Annotated in this window: 14 protein-coding genes; 9 read left to right on the top strand and 5 right to left on the bottom strand. The window is 72.6% G+C overall.

All coding sequences use genetic code 11. From position 1 onward, the window contains the following. Position 1 precedes the first annotated feature (1 nt). From V6U81_RS16375 to V6U81_RS16360, 4 genes are read left to right on the top strand one after another with little or no spacing between them, the layout of a single operon-like run. Positions 2 to 799 carry a DUF3050 domain-containing protein gene (locus V6U81_RS16375; protein ID WP_334490314.1) on the top strand — a complete coding sequence of 266 codons (798 nt, stop codon included), beginning with the start codon at positions 2 to 4 and terminating at the stop codon, positions 797 to 799. Continuing rightward, complete coding sequence (locus V6U81_RS16370) at positions 796 to 1,767, top strand: thiamine pyrophosphate-dependent dehydrogenase E1 component subunit alpha (RefSeq protein WP_334490313.1); 972 nt, start codon at positions 796 to 798, stop codon at positions 1,765 to 1,767. Before V6U81_RS16375 ends, V6U81_RS16370 begins: the two co-directional genes overlap by 4 nt. After that, on the top strand, positions 1,767 to 2,738 hold the full coding sequence (locus V6U81_RS16365) for an alpha-ketoacid dehydrogenase subunit beta (protein WP_334490311.1): 972 nt from the start codon (positions 1,767 to 1,769) through the stop codon (positions 2,736 to 2,738). The genes V6U81_RS16370 and V6U81_RS16365 overlap by 1 nt, the downstream gene beginning before the upstream one ends. 2 nt (positions 2,739 to 2,740) lie before the next feature. After that, complete coding sequence (locus V6U81_RS16360; RefSeq protein ID WP_420884037.1) at positions 2,741 to 4,096, top strand: ATP-grasp domain-containing protein; 1,356 nt, start codon at positions 2,741 to 2,743, stop codon at positions 4,094 to 4,096. A 372-nt stretch (positions 4,097 to 4,468) separates the two neighbouring features. On the opposite strand, the gene V6U81_RS16355 is transcribed toward V6U81_RS16360, so the two are convergent. After that, positions 4,469 to 5,218 (bottom strand): SGNH/GDSL hydrolase family protein, encoded by a 750-nt coding sequence (locus V6U81_RS16355; protein WP_334490308.1) that lies wholly within the window; start codon positions 5,216 to 5,218, stop codon positions 4,469 to 4,471. A 70-nt stretch (positions 5,219 to 5,288) separates the two neighbouring features. Beyond that, positions 5,289 to 6,278, bottom strand: a complete 990-nt coding sequence (locus V6U81_RS16350) for an exo-alpha-sialidase (RefSeq protein WP_334490306.1) — start codon at positions 6,276 to 6,278, stop codon at positions 5,289 to 5,291. A 179-nt stretch (positions 6,279 to 6,457) separates the two neighbouring features. On the opposite strand from V6U81_RS16350, the gene V6U81_RS16345 reads away from it, so the two are divergent. Genes V6U81_RS16345 through V6U81_RS16330 form a run of 4 tightly spaced genes read left to right on the top strand, consistent with a single transcriptional unit; the run spans position 6,458 to position 8,158 of the window. Then, positions 6,458 to 6,949, top strand: coding sequence for an SLOG cluster 4 domain-containing protein (locus V6U81_RS16345; RefSeq protein ID WP_334490304.1), 492 nt, complete (start codon positions 6,458 to 6,460; stop codon positions 6,947 to 6,949). Positions 6,950 to 7,003: 54 nt separating this feature from the next. Then, positions 7,004 to 7,354 (top strand): hypothetical protein, encoded by a 351-nt coding sequence (locus V6U81_RS16340; protein WP_334490302.1) that lies wholly within the window; start codon positions 7,004 to 7,006, stop codon positions 7,352 to 7,354. Positions 7,355 to 7,411: 57 nt separating this feature from the next. Beyond that, positions 7,412 to 7,561, top strand: coding sequence for a hypothetical protein (locus V6U81_RS16335; RefSeq protein ID WP_334490300.1), 150 nt, complete (start codon positions 7,412 to 7,414; stop codon positions 7,559 to 7,561). 39 nt (positions 7,562 to 7,600) lie between these two features. Next, the gene (locus V6U81_RS16330; protein ID WP_334490298.1) at positions 7,601 to 8,158 is read left to right on the top strand and encodes a dihydrofolate reductase family protein; all 558 of its coding nucleotides are present in this window, start codon (positions 7,601 to 7,603) and stop codon (positions 8,156 to 8,158) included. Between the two features lie 16 nt (positions 8,159 to 8,174). Here the strand turns inward: V6U81_RS16330 and V6U81_RS16325 are convergent, their stop codons facing one another. After that, on the bottom strand, positions 8,175 to 9,530 hold the full coding sequence (locus tag V6U81_RS16325; RefSeq protein ID WP_334490296.1) for a BTAD domain-containing putative transcriptional regulator: 1,356 nt from the start codon (positions 9,528 to 9,530) through the stop codon (positions 8,175 to 8,177). Positions 9,531 to 9,712: 182 nt separating this feature from the next. Here V6U81_RS16325 and V6U81_RS16320 point away from each other — a divergent pair, with 182 nt between their 5' ends. Further along, a complete protein-coding gene (locus V6U81_RS16320) occupies positions 9,713 to 10,237 on the top strand; it encodes a hypothetical protein (protein ID WP_334490294.1) in 525 nt (174 codons plus the stop codon). Between the two features lie 4 nt (positions 10,238 to 10,241). Here V6U81_RS16320 and V6U81_RS16315 read toward each other — a convergent pair whose 3' ends face one another. Together V6U81_RS16315 and V6U81_RS16310 are read right to left on the bottom strand one after the other, a co-directional pair. After that, complete coding sequence (locus tag V6U81_RS16315) at positions 10,242 to 10,691, bottom strand: hypothetical protein (protein ID WP_334490293.1); 450 nt, start codon at positions 10,689 to 10,691, stop codon at positions 10,242 to 10,244. 57 nt (positions 10,692 to 10,748) lie between these two features. Then, a complete protein-coding gene (locus V6U81_RS16310; RefSeq protein ID WP_334490292.1) occupies positions 10,749 to 20,111 on the bottom strand; it encodes a SpvB/TcaC N-terminal domain-containing protein in 9,363 nt (3,120 codons plus the stop codon). Between the last annotated feature and the right edge of the window lie 92 nt (positions 20,112 to 20,203).

Here is a 20,203-nt window from a genome sequence, read left to right as displayed (position 1 = left end):
AATGTCACGGTACGACTGGGGACGGACGCACCCGGGCATCGAACGGCTGGAGAAGGCGGTGGCAGACCGCCGCGACGCGGTGGTCAAGCACCCGCTCTACGCCAACCTGGACACCCACGAGGCGCTGGTCACCTTCATGGAGCACCACGTCTTCGCGGTCTGGGACTTCATGTCCCTGCTGAAGTCGTTGCAGCGGCAGCTCACCTGCGTCACCGTGCCGTGGATCCCCACCGGCCCGAGCGGCAGCCGTCGCCTGATCAACGACATCGTGATGGTGGAGGAGAGCGACGAGCTGGGCGAGGGCTACATCAGCCACTTCGAGCTCTACGTACGCGGCATGGCCGAGGCCGGCGCGGACACCGCCGCGGTGGAGAAGCTGATCGACCTGCTGCGCGCCGGCACCCCGGTCGCCGAGGCGCTGGCCGGGGCCGGTGTCCCGGCGGCGTCGGCCCGGTTCGCCGCCACCACCTGGAAGATCATCGAGGAGACCCCGGTGCACTGCCAGGCCGCCGCCTTCGCGTTCGGCCGGGAGGACCTGATCCCCGACATGTTCACCCAGGTGGTCGCCGTCAACGAGCGCAGCCGGCGGCTGCACACCTTCGTCGACTACCTGGAGCGGCACATCGAGGTCGACGGGGAGCAGCACACCCCGATGGCCATGCAGATGCTCGCCGACCTCTGCGGCGACGACGACGCCAAGTGGCAGGAGTGCGCGGACACGGTCAACCTGGCGCTGGCCGCCCGGGCCCGGCTCTGGGACGACATCCTCGCCGCGGTCAAGGAGGGTCGCGCCCGGTGACCGACGCCGACCAGGTCCGGCTCTACCGCACGGTCCGGCTGATCCGCCGCTTCGAGGAGCGGGCCGTCGAGCTGGTCCACTCCGGGGCGATCGTCGGCGGCATCCACCCGTACCTCGGTCAGGAGGGGATCGCCGCCGGGGTGTGCGCCGCGCTGCGGGGGACGGACCTGGTCACCGGCACCCATCGCGGGCACGGGCACGTGCTCGCGAAGGGTGCCGACCCGGCCCGGATGATGGCCGAGCTGTGCGGCCGGGAGACCGGGCTGAACCGGGGTCGCGGCGGCTCCATGCACGCCGCGGATTTCTCCGTCGGGGTGTTGGGCGCCAACGCCATCGTCGGCGCCGCCGGCGCGATCCTCACCGGGGCGGTGTGGGCGCGCCGGCGGCGCGGCGGGGACACGGTGGGGGCGACCTTCTTCGGCGACGGCGCGGTCAACGAGGGGATGCTGCTGGAGGCGTTCAACCTGGCCGCGCTCTGGCGGGTGCCGGTGCTCTTCGTCTGCGAGAACAACGGCTACGCCACCACCATGCCCGTCGAGGGCGCGGTCGCCGGCACCATCACCGGCCGCGCCGAGGCGTTCGGCATGCCGGCCGTCGTCGTCGACGGCCAGGACCCGGAGACGGTACGCGACGCCGCGTCCGCCGCCGTCGCGCGGATGCGCGCCGGCGGCGGCCCGGAGCTGGTCGAGGCCCGCACCTACCGGTTCGACGCCCACCACACCTTCGAACATTCGGTACGCCTCGACTACCGCCCGCCGGAGGAGGTGGCCGCCGGCCGGTCCCGGGATCCGGTGCGCATCCAGGGCGACCGGCTCCCTGCCGCCGCGCGGGCCGCCGTCGACGCGGAGGTGGAGACGGTGGTGGCCGCGGCCGTCGAGTTCGCCCTGGCCAGCCCCGAGCCGGACCCGGCCGGCGCGCTGGACCACCTGTACGCCAGCGGGCTGACCGCCCGGACCGGAGGTGGCTGATGCCCAGGTTGTCGTACCGCAGGGCGCTCACCCGGGCGCTCGCCGACGAACTGGCCCGCGACGAGAACGTCTTCCTGCTCGGCGAGGACATCCGGGTGGCCGCCTCGAACGTCACCTCGGGTCTGCTCAAGCGCTTCGGGCCGGAGCGGGTCCTGGACACCCCGCTGTCGGAGCAGGCGTTCACCAGCTTCGCCACCGGGGCGGCGCTGGCCGGGATGCGGCCGGTGATCGAGTTCCAGATCCCGTCCCTGCTTTTCCTGGTCTTCGAGCAGATCGTCAACCACGCGCACAAGTTCCCGCTGATGACCGGCGGGCAGTGCGCCGCGCCGGTCACCTACCTGGTGCCCGGCTCCGGCTCCCGGACCGGCTGGGCGGGGCAGCACTCGGACCACCCGTACCCGCTCTTCGCCCACGTCGGGATCGTCACCGCGGTGCCGGCCACCCCGACCGACGCGTACGGGCTGCTGGTCTCGGCGATCCGGCACGACGACCCGGTGGTGGTCTTCGCCCCGGCCGGCGCGCTGGACGTCCGGGAGGACGTCGACCTGACCGCCCTCGCCCCGGTGCCGCTGGGGCGCGGGGTGGTCCGCCGGGCCGGCACCGACGTCACGGTGGTCGCCGTCGGGCACCTGGTGCACGACGCGCTCGCCGTCGCCGCCGAGCTGGCCGACCAGGTGTCGGTGGAGGTCTTCGACCCGCGCACCGTCTACCCGTTCGACATCGACGGGCTGCTGGAGTCGGTGTCCCGCACCGGCCGGCTGGTGGTGGTCGACGACGCGAACCGCTCCTGCGGTATCGCCGGCGAGATCATCGCCAGCGTGGTGGAACGGGTGGCGCTGGCCGCCCCGCCGCGCCGGGTGACCCGCCCGGACGGCGCGGTGCTGCCCTTCGCCGCCGCCCTCGACCGGGCCGTGCAGCCCGGCCGGGACCAGCTCACCGCCGCCATCCAACTGACCATGAAGGACGGATGACCATGGACCCGAACTATGCGTGGCCGTCGGCCGGCCAGGCGTGGGCCGACCTGCCCGAGGCCGCCCGTACGGCGATGGTGGCCAGTGGCGCCGCCGCCTGGGAGCAGGTCTTCCACGGCCGGGCGACGTACAACAAGCAGTGGCGGCTGGCCCGGCCGCCGGTGCTCACCGCGGACGCGTTCCGGGAGCTGAACGAGGTCTGCGACCGGCTGGCCCAGCTCATCCTGGAGGCCTGCCGGCGGCGGGCCGGCACGGCCGGTGAGCTGCGCCGGCTGCTCGGCGTGCCGGTGGGGGAGACCCGGCTGCTGAACGAGGACGAGCCGCTGCACGAGGGCTTGCTCGCCGCGTACCGGCCGGACGTGCTGGTCTCCGGCGGGGTGCCCCGGTTCGTCGAGTACAACATCGACAGCAGCCTCGGCGGCGGCTTCGACGCGGACACGGTGATCTACCGGTACGCCGAGCTCTTCCGGAAGCAGAGGCTGTTGGACGGGCTCGCGGTCCGCCCCGCGCCGTCCCTGCTCGACCAGCGGTTCGTGGCGATCCGGGAGACCCTCGGCCTGGCCGAGGGTGCCCGGGTGGCGTTGCTGATGGATTTCGACGCCGAGTACCCGGGCCTGGACGACCCGGAGACCTTCATCCGGATCCTCGACCCGCTGGCCGTCCGGGCGCGTGACTTCGGCATCGACCTGGTGATCGCCCCGGTCGCCACCGCCCGGCTCGACGACGCTCGCCGGCTGGTGGTGGGCGGGGGCCCGGTGGACGCCCTGTTCCGGCTCTTCGTGCCGAACCGGGTCACCCCGAGCGCCGGCCTGGACGCGGTGGCCGGGGCCCTCGACGCGGGAACCCTGCCGATGTTCGTCAGCGCGGCGGCCTGGCTGCTCGGCAACAAGATCAATTTTGCCTGGCTCTGGGAGGACCTGAACCAACTGCCGGAGGTCGATCGCGCACTGGTCCGCCGGTACGTCCCGCACACCGTGGCGCTCACCGCCGACCAGCTCGACCGGGCGCTGGCCGAGCAGCGCGACCTGGTGGCCAAGCCGGCCGACGGCTCCGCCGGGTACGGGGTGCTGATCGGCCGGGAGCTGACCCCGGCCGTCTGGGAGGAGGGGCTGCACGCCGCCCTCGCCCGCGGCGGCAACATCCTCCAGCGGTACATGGAGGCCGACCGGGTGGCGATGGACTTCGTGCAGATCGAGACGGGCGAGACGGTCACCGCCGAGGTCCCGTACAGCCTCGCCCCCTACCTCTTCGGCCGGACCGGCTCGGGCGCCCTGGCAAGGGTCGGCTACCCCGGCTGCGACGAGGTCCTCAACCTGGCCCGCGGCGTCCTCCTAACCGGCATCCTCCTCACCGACTAAACCCCCGCCGGTTTCGGACCCCGTTGATCAAGGAGTTTGGGCACCATCGAGCCCACATCTGGTGCCCAAACTCCTTGATCAACGCGTCCTGCAGGCGGTGGAGGCGGCGCTGACGAGTGGGGCGTGGGGTGACCGAGGTTGGCGACGGTGGGTGACTGTGGCGGCGGGCGCTTGTCGTGATGAGCGGTATGACGCTGCGTCATATCGGTCGTGGAGCAGATGCGGCCGCGGTCGCGACACGTTCGGGAGCCCCTGCGGTCGGCAGGTGAGCCGACCACAGGGGCTGCGCCCTCCTGTGCCGGCGGCTCCCGTAGGCGGCGATCCAGCATGGGGCACAGGCGCCCCCGCGGGCGCGTCCGGCAGGTGTTCGATCTAGGACGTGGCGGGGCCCGGTGCCGATTCGGGCGCGCCGGCGCGGCGGGCGTTCAGGTGGGCGCCGGACCGGCGGGCGGCCAGGTAGGCGCCGAGGCGGCGGACCGTCTCGGCGGCGGCGATCGCGTCACTGCGGGCGCTGCCGTGCCGCCCGTCGGCGCTGTACAGCGACGGGTCCGCGACGGCGGGATGGTCGGTGAGGTGCACGTGCAGGGTGCCCAGCCGGGCGGCAAGCCGGCCGGTGTGCGATGAAAGGCGACGCATCCGCTCCCCGAGCCCGGGCCGGAGCGGCTCGGGGACGGCCGGGCTCCACGAGACGTCGAACATGCCCACCGTGATCACCTCCGCGCCGGTGTCGCGGAGTGCGGCGACCATCGCGGCCAGCTCGGCGTCCACCGCGTCCGCGTCGAACGAGGGCCGGAACGCGTCGTTGCCGCCGCACACCACCAGCGCCAGATCGGGGGCGAACGCGACCGCCGCGTCCAGCTGGGCCGCGCGCACCTCGTGCGCCCGCAGTCCGCGCCGGCCCAGGTTGAGGTACGCCAGTCCGGGCCGCGCCGCGGCCAGCTCGGCGGCGATCCGGTCCGCCCACTGCACGTCGGGGTAGCCGGCGACCGGCTCGCACATCCCCTCCGCGACGCTGTCGCCGAGCACCACGAACCGGTGCCAGGGGTGGCCGCGCAGCAGGTCGGCGCTCTCCCCGGCGCGCAGGCAGTACGGGTCCGTCGCTTCGGTCAGCGTCGATGGCATGCCGGCACGGTAGCCGACCGACGCCGGCCCGGACCAGAGCAGAGCCCGGCGCGGGCCGGAGCCGACGCGGTCAGCGGCGCGGGTCCAGCTCCACCTCGGCGAGGTAGATGCTGGTCCGCCCCTCGTGCGACGAGTAGTAGCTGACCCGGAGCAGCCCGTCGTGCCAGGCCAGCCCGGGGTAGCTGGTGTCCCCGCCGGAGGGGAGCGCGACCAGCTCGGTCAGCGTGCCCTCCTCGGGGTCGAGTTCGCAGACCGCCGTACGGACGCCGCCGTCGTGCAGGCGCACCCCGGCGATCAGTCGGCCGTCGGGCAGCCGGCGCAGCGCCGGGCCACCGACCCGGACGCCGAGGTCCGTCCAGGCCCACTCCCGGTACGGCGGGCGGGCCCGGCCGAGCTGCGCGGTCGCGCCCTCGCCGCGGCCGACCTGCTCGGTCGCCGGGTTCCCGTCGCGCCGCAGCAGGCAGTACGCCGTGCCGTCGGGCGCGAAGACCAGGCCCGACTCGTTGGGGTAGCCGCCGGCGAAGAGGGTGGGTACCCACGGCGACAGGTCGACCCCGTCTTCGCTGCGGTAGAGCCGGGCGAAGCGCGGGTCCCGGGTGGCGTAGCCGACCCCGTACATCGCGTCGTCCTGCCAGGCCGCCTGCCACACCCACACGTCCGGCTCCCCGACCGGGCTGGCCTCGCCCCAGCCGCGCCCGTCGTCGGAGAGCCAGGTGACCGTCGTGAAGGTCTGCTGCGCCTTCGGGGCGTCGCCGGTGGCCGCGGCGGCGAGCAGCTGCAGCCGCCCGTCGGGGCGTACCACGAACCGCGGGTCGCGCAGGTCGGTGGCGGGGCTGGTGAGCCGTGCCGCCGGCGTCCAGTCCCGGCCGTCGGGGGAGGCCAGCACCCGGATCGCCCCGTCGTCCGAGATGTGCGTCCCGCCCTCCCGGAACGCGCAGAGCCAGGTGTCGCGGTGGCGGACCAGATCGGTGAAGGCGTTGTGCGGCGCCTCGTCCCAGATCCGCCGGACCTCGCGTACCCGGGCCCCGGTCGCCTCTCGGCTGGTCGGTGTCGACGTCATCGCGGCTGCTCTCCTCCGTTCGGCGAACACGCCCGTCACCTGCGGCGCCCTCGGCGGAAACATGTGCCCTCGCTCGGCCACGATCGTAGCGCTGGCGCCTGCCGCGACCCGGCGTCGGGGCGCACCGGCGTTGCGGTCTGCCGACCCGAGCCGCCTCGTGCGAGGGGCATGATGAGCGGATGGTGCAGGTGGCGGTCTGCGGGCCGGCGTCCGCGACGGAGACCGAGCTGGCGTACGCCCGCCGGGTGGGGGAGCTGCTCGCCGCGCGCGGGGCGACGGTGCTCTGCGGAGGCGGCGGCGGGGTGATGGCCGCCGTCGCCGCCGGCGCCCGCTCCCGCGCCGGCCTGGTGATCGGGGTACGCCCCGACGACGGCACCGCGCCCGGCCCGGTCGCGGACGTCTCGGCCACCGTGGTCACCAACCTGGGACAGGCCCGCAACGCGGTGCTGGTGTGGAGCGCCGACGCGGTGATCGCGGTCGGCGGCTCGTGGGGGACGCTCAGCGAGGTGGCGCTCGCCCTGCGCCGGGGTGGCGTGCCGGTGGTGGTGCTGGGCGGCTGGCGGGTCGTGGACGCGGACGGCCAACCGGTCCCGGGCCCGGAGCACGTCGACCTCCCGGAGCAGGCCGTCCAGGTGGCGTTGTCCCGCGTCGGCCGCGGCCAGTCCTCCTAGTCGTGTGTCGGGGGTGGTGCACGGGCGGAGACAGCAGCAGGACAAACTGGACGGATGACGCGTCGTGCCGGCCTCACCCCCATGGCGCACTTCGTGCTGCGCGCGTCCGACGGGGACGCGCCGCTGCCGGAGCTCGCCGACGCCTGGCTGCGCGCCGGGAAGCAGCAGTCGCGCCTGGACCAGGCCCTGCCCGCGCTCGCCCGGGCCCTGGCCGACCTGGTGGCCGACGGGCTGGTCGAGGTACGCCGTTTTCGCACCTGGCCGGCCGGCTGGGACGGCGGCGCGCTGGTCGACGGCGACCGGCTGGACGCCGACACCCGCCACCCCGGCACCTGGCTGCCGGGTCCGGCCCGCGACGGCTTGCTGGTCGCCCGGCTCACCGCGCGGGGCCGCGAACACCGCTGACGGTCGGGTAACGCCCGGGAACGGCTGGGGCACGAGCTGGCCGACTGCCTCTGGTCGGTGCTCGTCCTCGCCGACCGGTACGACGTGGACCTGGTCACCGAGTTCCACCGGATGACCGCCGGCGTCGAGCGCCACCTCGACGAGCGGGACGGGCCGGCCGCCCGGTTCCTCGACACGGGCGGCGAGCGGCGGAACCTGTCGCAGTGAGCTGCCAGACTGGCCACCTACCGACCGGGGGAGGACCGGATGCGGAAGATCATTCTGTGGATGTCGGTGTCGCTCGACGGCTACTTCGAGGGCCCGGAGCACCAGCTCGACTGGCACCGGGTCGACGACGAGCTGCACGCGTACTTCAACACCGAGCTGGCCGGCATGGGCGCGTTCCTCGACGGTCGGCGCACCTTCGAGCTGATGGCCGGCTTCTGGCCCACCGCCGACCAGGATCCGGCGAGCAGCGCGACGGTGCGCGAGTTCGCAAGGATCTGGCGGGACATGCCGAAGGTGGTCTACTCCCGCACGCTGCGGCACGCCGACTGGAACACCACGATCGTGCGGGACGTGGTGCCGGAGGAGGTGCACGCGCTCAAGGCCCAGCCGGGCGGCGACCTGGTGCTCGGCGGGGCGGAGCTGGCCGCCACCTTCCGGGAGCGGGGGCTGATCGACGAGTACCGGATCTTCGTGCACCCGGTGCTGATCGGCCGTGGCGTGTCGCTGTTCCCGCCGTCGGACACGACCGCCGACCTGCGGCTGGTCGAGTCCCGGGCGTTCGGCAACGGCGTGGTGATGCTGCGCTACCAGGTGTAGCCGGCACCAGCCCGGCTCAGGCGCTGCGGCAGGGCGCGGTGGCCTCCGGCCGGCCGCAGGTGGCCAGGCTGCACCAGCGCCGGATGCCGGTCTCGTCGAGGAACAACCAGCCGCACCGCGGGTCGGGGCAGACCCGGATCGTCAGCCGTCGCGGGTCGGCCAACAGCTCGGCACCGCTCCACGCCGCCGCGTGCACCGGCAGCCGCAGCCCGGCGACGAGGTCCGGCCGCCAGCGGCCCCGCCCGTCGGCCTCCCGGCGGAAGCGCATTGTCGCCGCGGCGTCCTCGGCGTACCGGGCGACCGCGTCGAAGGTCCGGTGGTCCTGCGGGTCGGTCAGGCAGGCGTACAGCCGGGCGCGCAGCGCGCGTGCCTCGTCGAGTGCGGCGGCCGCCCGGACGGGGTCCCGCCGGGCGAGCTCGAGCAGGCGGCTCACCGCGACCTCGTCGGCCAGCCCCACGTGACCGGTCCAGACCGCCAGGGTCCGGTAACCGCGCAGCCACTCCGCGCCGGGCATCGGCGGCTGGTGGCCCCACCCGGCGAAGGTGTTGCAGAACTCCAGCGCCGGATGCCCGCCGACGCTCCACGGCAGCGCCTCCCCGCGGACCCGCACCTCGTACACCGGCCGGCCGGTGCGTTCCAGCCGGGGGTCGGCGCGCAGGATCCGCCGGTGCACCTCCCGCAGCCGGTCGCCCGGCTCGACTCCCAGGTCGTCCACCAGCGTCCGTCGGGTGCTGCGATACAGCCGCAGGGCGTCGGCCTGCCGGTCGCCCCGGTACAGCGCGGTCATCAGGGTGGCGACCAGGTGTTCCCGGGTCGGGTGCCGATCCGCCAGCGGGGTCAGCTCGGTCACCACCCGGGCATGCTGGCCCAGCGCGAGCCGGGCCTCGGCGCGCAGCTCGACGCCGGTGAGCCGGCGCTCCTCCAGCGGGCCGTGCAGCCGTTCCCGCAACTCGTCGTCGGCGGTGTCGGCGAGCAGCGGCCCGCGCAACAGCACCAGCGCCCGGTCCAGCAGCCGGACCCGCTCGGCCGGGTCGGTGCTCTCGGCGGCCCGGTCCACCAACCGGGTGAACTCCACCGCGTCCACCCGGTGCCCGTCGGGTTCCAGCAGGTAACCGTCGCCCCGGGTGGTGATCCGGACCTGATAAGGGGCCAGCGACGCCCGCAACCGTCCGATGTAGGTATGCACGGCGCCCCGGGCCGAGGCCGGTGGGCGGCCGTTCCACAGCAGGTCGATGAGCCGGTCGGTGCTGACCAGGTGACCCACGTCGAGCAGCAGCACGGCCAGGATGCACCGTTCCTGGCGACGGCTGCCGAGGTCGACCGGCCTGCCGTCGTGGCGGGCCTCGAACGGTCCGAGCAGTCGGAACTCCATACCCCTGTGACCGTCTGGCCCCGTGGACAGGTTGTCGGGGGCGGTGATCCGGTGGTGATCCCGGCGGGCCGGCGCGCCCCGGCGAGGCGCGTCGACGCGGACCGACGCCGCCGCCGTGGTCAGGGCGTGGTGAGCGCCGAAGGTGAGGGTGGTCCCGTTCCGACACCGACCGAGGAGCAGACATGCGTAGGAGAATGAGCGTTGCCACCCTGCTGGCGATGGTCGCGGTCGTCGCGGCCGGGCCGGCGCCGGCGTCCGCCGCGACGACGGAGGTGACGCACGGCTGGGTGCCCGCCCCGCAGGGGTCCTTCGACCAGCCCGCCGGGGCGCGGTGCGACTTCGCCATCCACAGCGAAGCCGTCCGCGACGAGGTCCGCAAGCTCGTGCTGGACACCAACCCGGACGGCTCGCCGCGCCGGGAGTTGTACGCCGGGGACCTGATCGTCGAGGTGACCAACACCGAGAGCGGGGCGACCACCCAGGTGGACGCCAGCGGCACCGCAATGATCGACTACTTCCCCGACGGGTCGATGACGTGGTACGCCAACGGCCCCGCGCTCTTCGGCTTCCGGGAGAACGGCGGCACCCTGCCGCGCGGCTACTGGCTCATCGACGGGCAGTACGTGATGGAGTTCAGCCCGACGTTCTACAAGACCCTCACGTTGGTCCACGGCACGACGCACAACGTCTGCGACGACCTGGACTGATCGGTCAGACGCTCTCCTGCCAGATCTCGAACCCGGACGGGCCGACCCGCTGGAGGTGTCCCCACACCGGGTGGCCGGAGACCCGGTCGAACCACGCCTCGAACGGTTCCGGGCCGCCCCGGAACCACCAGTCCTCGTGGTGCCCGGTCAGCCCCGGGTCCGGCGGCAGCCGGTATTCGGCGTGCAACTGGACGTACTCCTCGTGGTCGCCGTCGGCGTCGACGACCTCGAACTGGCGGACGAAGCCGAGGACGGCGCCGTCCGCGCCGAGCGTCGCGTACTGGAAGAGCAGCCCGTCCTGCTCGGGCAGGTCGGTCGAGACGTCGAACTCGACGGCGGCGAACCGGCGTACCGCGTCGCGCAGCCGGTCGGGCTCGGGGGCGTCGTCCGTGGCGAAGCCGCCGAGGTCGCGGAACGCGGCCTCGGCGGCTTCGATCGGCAGTCGTGGTGACATGCCCTCATCCTCCCCGCCCGGGCCCGCTCCAGCGGGCCCGGGCGTCGGCGGGTCGGCTTACGGCCACGGCCCGGCCGCCAGCTGTCTACCGATGTACGCCAGCACGTTGCGCGCCTCGGCCGCGGTCTTCGTCTGCAGGATCAACCGGTTGACCTCGGCGTAGTAGGCCGGGCTGTGCGTGGTGGAGTGCACGGCCGCGCCGAGCGGGTTGGCGGAGCTGACGAAGCGGGGCAGGTAGGCCCCGTTGGCGGCCTCGTTGATGCCCACCCCGAGGCTGGCCAGGTGAGCCCGGGCGGGTGCGGCCGCCTTGGCGCCGCTGGCGACGATGTGGTGCGCGGCGGTCTCCGCCGGTCGTACCACGTTGGCCGCGGACAGGTTCTGGGCCAGGATCTTCGCGTTCACCGAGCAGTTGGCGTTGTGCACCAGCACCGCGTCGCCCGCCCGGCCGCCGCCGGTGACCACGTAGTAGGTGTGGATCCCCGCGACGCTCAGGTTGTAGACCCGGTCGACCTGGGTGCGGTGCCCGACCGAGCGGATCGTGGCGACCCGGTGGTCGGCCAGCCGGACGGTGTCCCCGGCCACCAGCTCCTGGGCGTCGACCCAGTCACCGGCCCCCACCACCCAGAACGGGTGCTTGTCGGTGGCGGTGATGACCTCGCCGTTGACCTCGACGTCGACCAGGTGTTTCACGCCCTGGCCGATGATCAGGTGGGTGACCTCCCGCGGTCCGCGCTCGCCGGTCTCCGGGTCCTCGGCGAGGACCAGGTCGCCGGTCCGGACGTCCTCGATCGGCTTGGTGCTGCCGTCGGCCAGCACCACCCGGGTGCCGGCGGCGAAGCTGTTGCCGACGCAGGGGATCTTGGCGGCCGTCTCGACGACCTTCTCGGCGGTGCTGGGCACCGCGCGGGCCGCGACATCGTCCGCGGCGGCCGCCGCCACCTTGGGCGCCGCGGTGGCCGCGCCCTTGATCGCCGAGGTGGCCATGCTCGCGCCGGCGCTGCCGACGATCGAGATGCCCGCGTCGATCAGCTCGGCGTTCGACTTGCTGACCCCGGCCGCCTGCAGACCCGAGCTGGTGAAGGAGCTGGTCTCCTCACCGCTGAACAACTGCCGGGCACCGCTGATCGCGACGTCCACGCCGTGCACCGCCACCGCGCCGCCGGCGACCGCGCCGACGCCCGTCCAGCTCGTGGCGGCCCCGAGGGCCACGCCCGCGGCGGCCTCGGCGACGCCGCCGACGAGTTTCACCCCGCCGAGCACCCGGTTCCAGGGGAACCGACCGTCCGGATCGCCCAGGCGTATCGGGTTGTTGTACGCGTACGTGTAGAGCGCCAGGTTCATCGACGCGTACACGCCGCCGTTCGGGGTGCCCTCCAGGTAGTTCTCCAGCACCGGATCGGGGGTCTGCCAGACCTGGGTGCGGGGGTCGTAGTACCGGGCCCCGTAGTAGTAGAGGTTGGTCTCCTGGTCGTACTCCTTGCCGGTGAACTGGTGCGGCACCGGCTGCGAGGAGTGCTCGCTGACCCAGGTCTCGCCGCCGGGGAAGTACTGCAGGTGCTCGGCCATGCCGCCCTGGTCGTCGGTGACGAACCCGGTCGACCCGAGGTGGTCGCTGTGCGAGTAGTACTGCCGGTCCTCGCGGCGGAAGTCCGGCTCGACCAGCTTCGTGGTCAGCTTGTCCTGGCCGATGTAGACGTGCTTGAACTGCTGGTTGCCCCGGGTGGAGTAGTTCTGGTTCGGATAGATGTGGAACTGCGCCCCGTCCTTGACCACCCGGCTGCCCTGGTCGTCGTAGTAGTAGCGGGCGCTGTTCGGGGTGCCGCCGGCGTTGTCGCAGGAGGCCGGGGTCTGCGGCAGCGTCTGGCTCTGCACGTTCTCGTGCGAGCAGGCGAGCCGGTTCTCCTCGTCCCAGATCATCTGCCGGCGCGGCTTGGGCTGCTGCGCCCGGCTGATCTGGTTGCCGTTCTCGTCGTACGCGAGGGTGTAGATGCCGATGGTGGTCGGCGCGTGCGGTTTGGCGCTGCCGTAGGCGTACCCGTAGTGGTAGCTGAGCTTGCCCTCGACGATGGTGTTCCCGTTGCTGACCAGCTCGTGCGTCTGGTCCTTGTCGACGAGGTTGTGGATGCTGTCGTACTTCAGATCCACCCGGTACCGGTCGGTCTGCGGGGTACGCGGCTGGTAGCTGCCCTCGGCGTGGGTGAGCTGGTAGAGGTCGTCGTAGCGGTAGTTCTGGGTGCTGGGCCCGCCGACCTGCATGCCGACCTCGGGGCCGCTGGGGGCCACCGTGTCGTTGACGACGGACATGATGTTGCCGACGTTGTCGTAGTCGTAGTCCAGGTTGTGGAAGACGTATCCGTTGGAGAGGTTGGCCTGGATGTTGCTCAGCCGCCGGTCCTCGACCCCGTACGAGTAGCGGGTGCGGGTGCCGTTGCCGGTTTCCAGCAGGATCCGCTGCTCGAACTTGTCATAGTCCAGCCGCTTCAGGTAGTCGTACGTGAAGTCGCCCTTGACCCCTCGGGCGGAGTCGACCTGGCCACCGCTGTTGTAGTGGTAGGAGAGCTTCTCCCCGTCCGGGTAGGTCAGCGAGAGCATCCGGTTGAACGAGTCGTACCGGTACTCGGTGGTGAAGGTCTCGATGTGGCTGCCCTGGGCCGGGGTGGTGCGGGTCTCCTTGATCAGCTCACCGAGCGGGCCGTACCGGCGGCTGACCTTGCCGGCGCCGTCGACCGAGTCGGTGATCCGGTTCGCCGCGTTGTCCGGCGCACCGGGCGGGCCGTACGTGTAGCTGACGTTGTTGGCCGGGAAGACCGGGTACCGGATGGCCCTGAGCCGGGTGAAGTCGTAGTCGTACTCGATGGCCTTGGCGACCGCGGCGAGCTTCGAGGTGACCTTGCGGACCAGGTTGCCGGCCAGGTCGAAGGTCGACCCGACGGTGCCCGAGTCCGGGCTGGTCAGCGAGGTCCGCCGGCCGAAGTTGTCGTAGCTGGAACTGGTGACGTTGCCCTTGTCGTCGATGGCGGCGACCAGCTCGCCCATCGGGTTGTACCGGTAGCTGGTCCAGATGACCGGCTGGCCGCCGGCCGGGTTGAACTCCTTGACCGCCGTGGTGATCTGCCGGACGTCGGTGTAGGTGCGCTTGGACTTGCCGTTGGCGTCGGTGACCACCGTCTCGAACTGCGTCGCGCCGTCCCGGTCGGGGCCGAAGCCGTAGCCGATGGCGGTGGCGGTGCCGTCCGGGAAGGTGGTGTGGGTCGTCCGGTCCAGCACGTCGTAGCTCACCTCGGTCGGGGTGACCGGGTCGTACGCCGGGTTGAAGGCGACGTTGCCGGGGCCCTTCGGCTCGGTGACCGGGTACCAGCTCCGCACCGCCCGGCCGAGGAAGTCGTACGCCACCCGGCCGGACACCACCATCACGTCCTGCGGCGGTCCGTCCGCCGTCGCCGGCACCGCGGCGTCCTTCTTGGTCTGGGTGGTCCGGTTCAGCCCGTCGACGAAGGTGATGGTGTCGAGGGTGTCGTCGCGCACGCTGCCGTCGGCCTGCCGGTCCACGTGCCGGGTGATGGCGTACGGGTACGCCGCCTCCGGGTGGTACTCGAAGTCGATGGTGAACCGGTTCTCCGGGATCTCGTACGGCCCGGAGACCGAGTCGATCCGGCCGGCCGCGTCGTAGGTGTTGCGGATCTGCTGGTTGTTGAAGTCGGTGGTGGTCTCCACCAGGCCGAACTTGAGGTTGTGGGTGGCCGTCGACCGGTAGCCGAAGCTGTCCGTGATCGACTCGACGTGGGTGTTCACCACCGGGTCGTAGGCGTAGTCCAGCCGGTACCGCTGGCCGGCCTTGTTCGGCGGGCCGGTCACCGACTTCATGTTGCCGTTGTCGAAGTACTCCAGGTCGGTGGTGGCCGTGGTGCCGTCGGCGAGCGCGGCCCGGACCTGGGTGAGGTCCCCGGTGACGCAGCTGATCGTCGACTCGCGATGCCGCATCAGCACGCCGTTGCCGCGCACGTCGATCACCTTCGGCATGCCGACCAGGTACGCGGCCTGGCAGGCCGGGTCCTGGGAGGTGTAGCCGATCCGGGCGTCGACGTCGTCGGCGGCGCCCCCGTCAGAGGCGTCGAACTGCCGGGTCAGGTTGCCGACCTCGTCGTACTCCCGGGTGACGTAGGTGGTCTTGCCCGGGGTGGCCGCGCCCTCGTAGAACTTCACGTCGGTCCGGGTCTGCTGGAGGAACAGCGTGGCCGTGGCGCTGGCCAGGTCGGCCGGGGAGCCCGGTGCGGTGACGTTCCGCGCGGTGTACGTCTGCACGGTCTCCTGGAACGGCCGGCCCGCCCCGTCGGCGGTCAGCTCCGTGTGCGGCAGGCCCTTGGTGTAGACGCTGTCGGTGCGGTACGTCCGGGTGACGCTGCGACCGACCGCGTTCGCGTGGCCCGGGTCGCGGTGCTTCTCCACCACCGTGCCGTAGCCGAGGAAGTCCCGCTCCCGCCGGTCGTAGACGCCGCCGTCGTAGTCGTAGCTGACCAGCTGCACGTCCGCGCCGTCGCCGGGTCGGCCGTCGTCCACGGCGACCTTCGACAGCACCCAGCGCGACTGCGGCTGGCCGTAGGTGTTGCCGTCGCGGGTGTAGTCGAACTCCATCCGACCACCCAGCGGCCGGTCGACGGAGGCGAGCAGGTTGGTGCGGCCGGTCCGGTTCTCCGCCACCACGAGCTGGTTGTCCCGGGTGGAGGAGAGGTGGTCGGCGTAGCCGTCGCCGTTGATGTCGCGCAGCGCCTGCTCGGTACGGCTGGCGCCGGTGCCGAGGTCGGCGCCCGGGTTGATCACGACGCAGACCACGGTGAAGCAGATGCCGAAGGTGAAGTAGACCCCGCCGCCCAGCTTGGCGTTGCGGTCACCGTTGACGTCGGTGAGGCTGCCGTGGAACGGCACCGGGGTCTCGAAGCCGTTGCCGGTGTTGAAGCCGACCCGGATCGGGTCACCGGAGAGGACCTGGTCGAGCAGGCCGTCGCCGTTCATGTCGGCGAGGGTGCCGGCCGAGGAGGACCGGCCCTGGCTGAACGAGGCGCCACCGGCGAAGCCGTAGAAGTCGGTGTTGAAGCCGATGTTCAGCCCGGCGTTGGTGCCGCTGCCCTTGTTCAGGCCGGTCGGGTTGCGCCACTGCTCCGCCGCGCCGAAGGCGTAGCCGAGGTTGAGCGCGACCTTACCGTTGGCGTACACCCGGTCGGGCAGGCTGTCGCCGTTGACGTCGAGCAGGTCGAAGTCGCCGTCCGACTTGGTGCCGCCGAAGCTGCCGCCCACGCCCAGCGGCGGCATGTCGTTGCCCGACTGGGCGCTGGTGGCGGCGGAGGTGCCGGGCGGGCTGTCGTAGCCGCGGCCGGTGGAGATGGTCCGGGCGGCACTGCCCGCGCTGGCGTTGCCGGAGACGTTGGTGCTGCGCCGTACCGCCCCGTCGGGCAGCGTGCCGCGGGTGCCGCCGAGCGCGCCGTTCGGGTCGGTGTACTGGACCGCGCCGGCCCCGACGACGTCGGGGAACTGGTCGCCGTTGAGGTCGATGAAGTCCACCTGGCCGGTGCTGTCACCGGTGGCCAGGCTGCCCCCGAGCGAGCCGATGCCACCGCCGACGCTGCCGGTCAGCGAGATCTGCTGCGAGCGGGACAGCCGCGGCACGGCGGTCGCCCCGGCGAAGTCCTGCGGCCGGGGCAGGTTGATCGAGTCCACGCCCAGCCGGGAGCTGCTGACGCTGGTCCGGGCGATCCACGAGTGCTCGCCGGCGCCCCATCGCCCGTCCTGCGGCGAGGGGGTGAACGGGGTGACCTTCGGCGGGTCGACCCGGGGGTCGGCGGCGAAGGCGTCCTTCTGCGCCTGCGGGTCGACGCTGTCCGGCAGCTGGTCGCCGTAGTGCTCGTCGACCACCAGGTCGTCCTGGACGATCGGCTGGGTGGCCCGGTCCCGGTTGCCGTTGTAGCCGACCGCGCCCCAGCCCCGGTACGGCTGCGCGAAGGCGCCCTCCTCGGCGGCGCTGTGGAAGGCGCTCGGCACGCTCGACCCGCCCACCGTGACCGACTGGCCGGTGAGGAAGCCGCGCAGCTTCGGGTCGGTGGTGCTGAAGTCGAACCAGAGCTGGTCACCGGCGTCGGCGGCGACGTCGAAGGCGCCCGGCGAGCTGACCACGCCGTCGGTCACCTGGAAGAACCGCTTGGCGACCAGTTCGCCGCGGCGCTTGACGGTGAACGACACCCGGGCGGTGGGCTTCTCCGCGCCGAACGCGAAGTTCAGCGTCGGTTCCACGGTCTGCGCCCCGCCGGTGGTGACTGAGTACGCCTCCTGCGGCCCGGTCAGCCCGTCCACCGGGTACAGGTCCAGGGTGTACGGCGGGTGGACGTCGATGAAGGGCTTGCCGTTCGCGTCGGTGAGCCGGTCGACGCCGGTCGCGGCGGTGTAGTAGGCCCGCGGCGTCCACGCCAGCTTGTCCACGTCGACCGGGGAGTCGACCCGGATCCGCCACTGGAGGGTCTGCCCCTGCGCGACGGCGACGTCGAGGTCGACCGGCACGCTGCCGGTGGCGCCGGCGGCGAGCGTCTGCTCCAGCACCGGGGTGCCGTTGCGGGTGATCACGACGGTCACGTCGTCGGAGGTGGCGCCGGACTTCACCAGGTCGCCGGAGAGGTGCATGGTGCCGGTCAGCGGCACCTTGACGGTGGCCGCCCGGCCGCCCAGCGTGAAGTCGCGGGAGGCCTGGAAGCGGTACGCGGGCAGCCCGTTGACGTCCAGCGGGTCGCCGACGCCGACGTAGCTGACCTTCGGGTCCCAGGAGACCTCGTCCAACCCGCCGTCGGCGGCCGAGCCGACCCGGAAGTAGAGCCGGTCGCCGCGGGACACGGTGACCGCTTCCACCCCGGCGGGGGTGTGCGCGTCGTTGTCGTCCTCGTCGATCTGCGTCGACCAGAGCTCGGTGCCCTCCTTCTGGACGGCCACCCGGACCCCGTCGGCGGTGCGCGACGCGGCGCGGGCGGCGGCGGTGTCGGGGGAGAGCCGCACGGCGCCCTCGATGCGCACCGTGCCGTCGTACGGGGCCACCCACCGGCGGACGCTGTCCAGCAGCGGGAAGGAGTCGGTCATCCGGTCCCGGTCGGCGGTGAACGAGCCGAAGAGCCCGGTGGCGTCGACCTCGCCCTGGCTGATCGGGGCGGGGGTGTCGCCGCTGACCCCGTAGACCGGCACGCCGTCGGACCCGACCCGGCCGAAGAGGACGGTGGACCCGTCGACCAGGTCCTGGATGCCGTCGCCGTTCACGTCGCTGAAGTACTGCTCGGTGGTGGCGAACGAGTTGACGTAGTCGAGCTGCGCGGCGGCCGCACCGAGGTAGCCCTCGACGCCCAGGGTGAGGGTGTTGCTGGACTCGCCCATGATCCCCGGCAGGTTCAGCGGCTTCGCCTGCTCGGCGAACGTCGCCGCGCCGGTCGGCCCGGAGAGGTTCTTGCGGTACTTCACCGACCCGCCGTCGCGGAAGACCTTGTCCGGCAGGGAGTCGCCGTCGACGTCCACCAGCGCCAACAGGCCCTGGTCGCTGCCGTGGCTGAAGCCGACCTTCACCCCGACGGTGCCCGACTTGCTGGGCGAGCTGCCCACGCCCACGTACAGGTGGCCGCCGCCGCTGGTGTTGGTGTTGGCGTTGAGCGCGCTGGCGTTGCCGGCCTGCTCCGGGGTGATGTTGAGCGCGGCGCTGCTCAGGCCGTCACCGGGTGACGTCCACGGCCGGGGGGCGAACGCCTGGTACTGCCCGGCGGAGTCGCGGATGTCGTCGAAGTAGTCGAACCGGTGCCGGTTGAACTCGTGGCCGTCGGCGTCGTACTGGATCACCGCCTTCAGCAGCGTCTTTGCGAAGGCGCCCCGGGTGTAGTCGAGCTGGTAGCGCCGGATCAGGCTGCCGTCGAGGGTCACCGCCACCTCGCGGAGCAGGTCCGCGGTGACCCGCTTGAAGCCGCCCCGGGCGTCGATGGACTTGTCGACCCGCAGCGCCTCGCCCCGCTCCCGGTCCCGGGTGAAGCTGACCGCGTACCGGCCCTCGGTGGTGCCCTGGCCGGTGTAGGTGATCTTCTCGACGTAGAGGTTGCGGCCCGGCTCGGCGCCGTCGGCCAGGCCGGTGTCGTCGACCTTCGCGTAGTGGTAGCGCATGAAGTTGCCCCGCGGGTCGCGGACCTCGCGCACCGCCCAGAGGAAGGTGTTGCCCGCGTTGTCGGCCAGGCTCGCGTCGGCGGCCGGTCCGTCGGCGCCGGCCGGCGCCCCGTAGTGCCAGTGGATGCCGTTCTTGTCGGTGACCTCCCAGGTGTAGCCCTTCGGGTTCGTGCCGTGCCGCACGATCCGCGCGAAGCTTCCCTCGACCCGGGTGTGGAAGACCTTTTCGGCGCTGCGGGCCACCGGCGTGCCGCGGTGCGCGACGGGGGTGAGCTGCTCGCCGTTGAGCAGGTACGTCTCGGTCTCGGTGGCGGCGGCGTAGCGGGGCACGCCCCAGCGGGTCTCGACCGAGATGGTGGGCACCGACAGGTCCCAGCCGACCCCGGTCCAGCCGTTGCCGGACGAGGAGCTGTACGACAGCCCGAGCTGCGGGGTCAGCCCCTGCCGCCCGGGCGGCACCTCGATCGGGTACGCCAGGTGGTTCTCGCCCTGGTTGTTCGCCGACGGCGGCGCGATGAGGGCGATGCCCGAACCCGGGTCGGCGGCCTGGATGCCCTTGATCTGGTTGGGGTTGAACTGCACCCCCTCGGGGTGCTCCGGCACCGTCACCGTCGCGTTGATCATGTCGGTGAAGTGGTCGGTCAGCGAGGTGACGGTGTGGTTGACCTCGTCCACCGAGACCCGCTCCAGCACCTGCCAGCAGGTCTGCACGTCGTCGAAGAAGTACGTGTAGATGTCCTGCGCGGTGAACTCGTCGGTCAGCAGCGCCGGGTCGTACGGCAGGGTGACCTGGATCGAGGCGGCGAACTGCTGCGGGTGCGGGGTGAAGCGGTAGCCGCCCCCCCTGGTCTTCCCGGTCACGTTGGTCATGCCGCTGTCGAGCTTCGGGGTCAGCCCCGGCGCCAGCACGGTGATGCCGATCCCGGTCGGCAGCCGGACCGCCTTCGGGCCGATGGCCAGCTTCGCCCCGCCGTACGAGACGGTGGCGGCCATGCCGGGCGCCACGACCTGCTGGTAGTCGGGCAGTTCGGCGGCGACTTTGGCGACCGCCGCGGTGCCGGTGGTGTCGCCACAGGCCGGCCCGGGCGTGGTCGCCGCCTGGGTCGCGGTGCGGTCACCGGGGCGGGGCGGCGACACCGAGCCGGTCAGCCCGGAGGTGACCAGCGCGAGCACCGCGACGACGGCCAGGAACCTGGTCCACCGGCTCGTCAGGGCATGCAGCCGGAAGGCGAAAAGGGGGGGATGCCACATGGTCGAGACCCCTAACACGAACCGTGGGACTGAGGGCTCACGCAGTATCAGCAGGTCGTCGCGCTCAGCGACATTGGCCATCGCAGTATTTA

The sequence above is a fragment of the Micromonospora lacuserhaii genome (assembly GCF_036902735.1).
GTDB lineage: Bacteria > Actinomycetota > Actinomycetes > Mycobacteriales > Micromonosporaceae > Micromonospora.
Note: the sequence above shows the minus strand (reverse complement) of the source record. Positions and strands in the feature narration are given on the sequence as shown.

Excerpts from the sequence above, each read along its gene's own strand:
- V6U81_RS16375 (WP_334490314.1), top strand. The coding sequence starts at position 2 with ATGTCACGGTACGACTGGGGACGGACGCACCCGGGCATCGAACGGCTG.
- V6U81_RS16365 (WP_334490311.1), top strand. The coding sequence starts at position 1,767 with ATGCCCAGGTTGTCGTACCGCAGGGCGCTCACCCGGGCGCTCGCCGAC.
- V6U81_RS16360 (WP_420884037.1), top strand. The coding sequence starts at position 2,741 with ATGGACCCGAACTATGCGTGGCCGTCGGCCGGCCAGGCGTGGGCCGAC.
- V6U81_RS16355 (WP_334490308.1), bottom strand. The coding sequence starts at position 5,218 with ATGCCATCGACGCTGACCGAAGCGACGGACCCGTACTGCCTGCGCGCC.
- V6U81_RS16350 (WP_334490306.1), bottom strand. The coding sequence starts at position 6,278 with ATGACGTCGACACCGACCAGCCGAGAGGCGACCGGGGCCCGGGTACGC.
- V6U81_RS16345 (WP_334490304.1), top strand. The coding sequence starts at position 6,458 with ATGGTGCAGGTGGCGGTCTGCGGGCCGGCGTCCGCGACGGAGACCGAG.
- V6U81_RS16340 (WP_334490302.1), top strand. The coding sequence starts at position 7,004 with ATGACGCGTCGTGCCGGCCTCACCCCCATGGCGCACTTCGTGCTGCGC.
- V6U81_RS16330 (WP_334490298.1), top strand. The coding sequence starts at position 7,601 with ATGCGGAAGATCATTCTGTGGATGTCGGTGTCGCTCGACGGCTACTTC.
- V6U81_RS16325 (WP_334490296.1), bottom strand. The coding sequence starts at position 9,530 with ATGGAGTTCCGACTGCTCGGACCGTTCGAGGCCCGCCACGACGGCAGG.
- V6U81_RS16320 (WP_334490294.1), top strand. The coding sequence starts at position 9,713 with ATGCGTAGGAGAATGAGCGTTGCCACCCTGCTGGCGATGGTCGCGGTC.
- V6U81_RS16315 (WP_334490293.1), bottom strand. The coding sequence starts at position 10,691 with ATGTCACCACGACTGCCGATCGAAGCCGCCGAGGCCGCGTTCCGCGAC.
- V6U81_RS16310 (WP_334490292.1), bottom strand. The coding sequence starts at position 20,111 with ATGTGGCATCCCCCCCTTTTCGCCTTCCGGCTGCATGCCCTGACGAGC.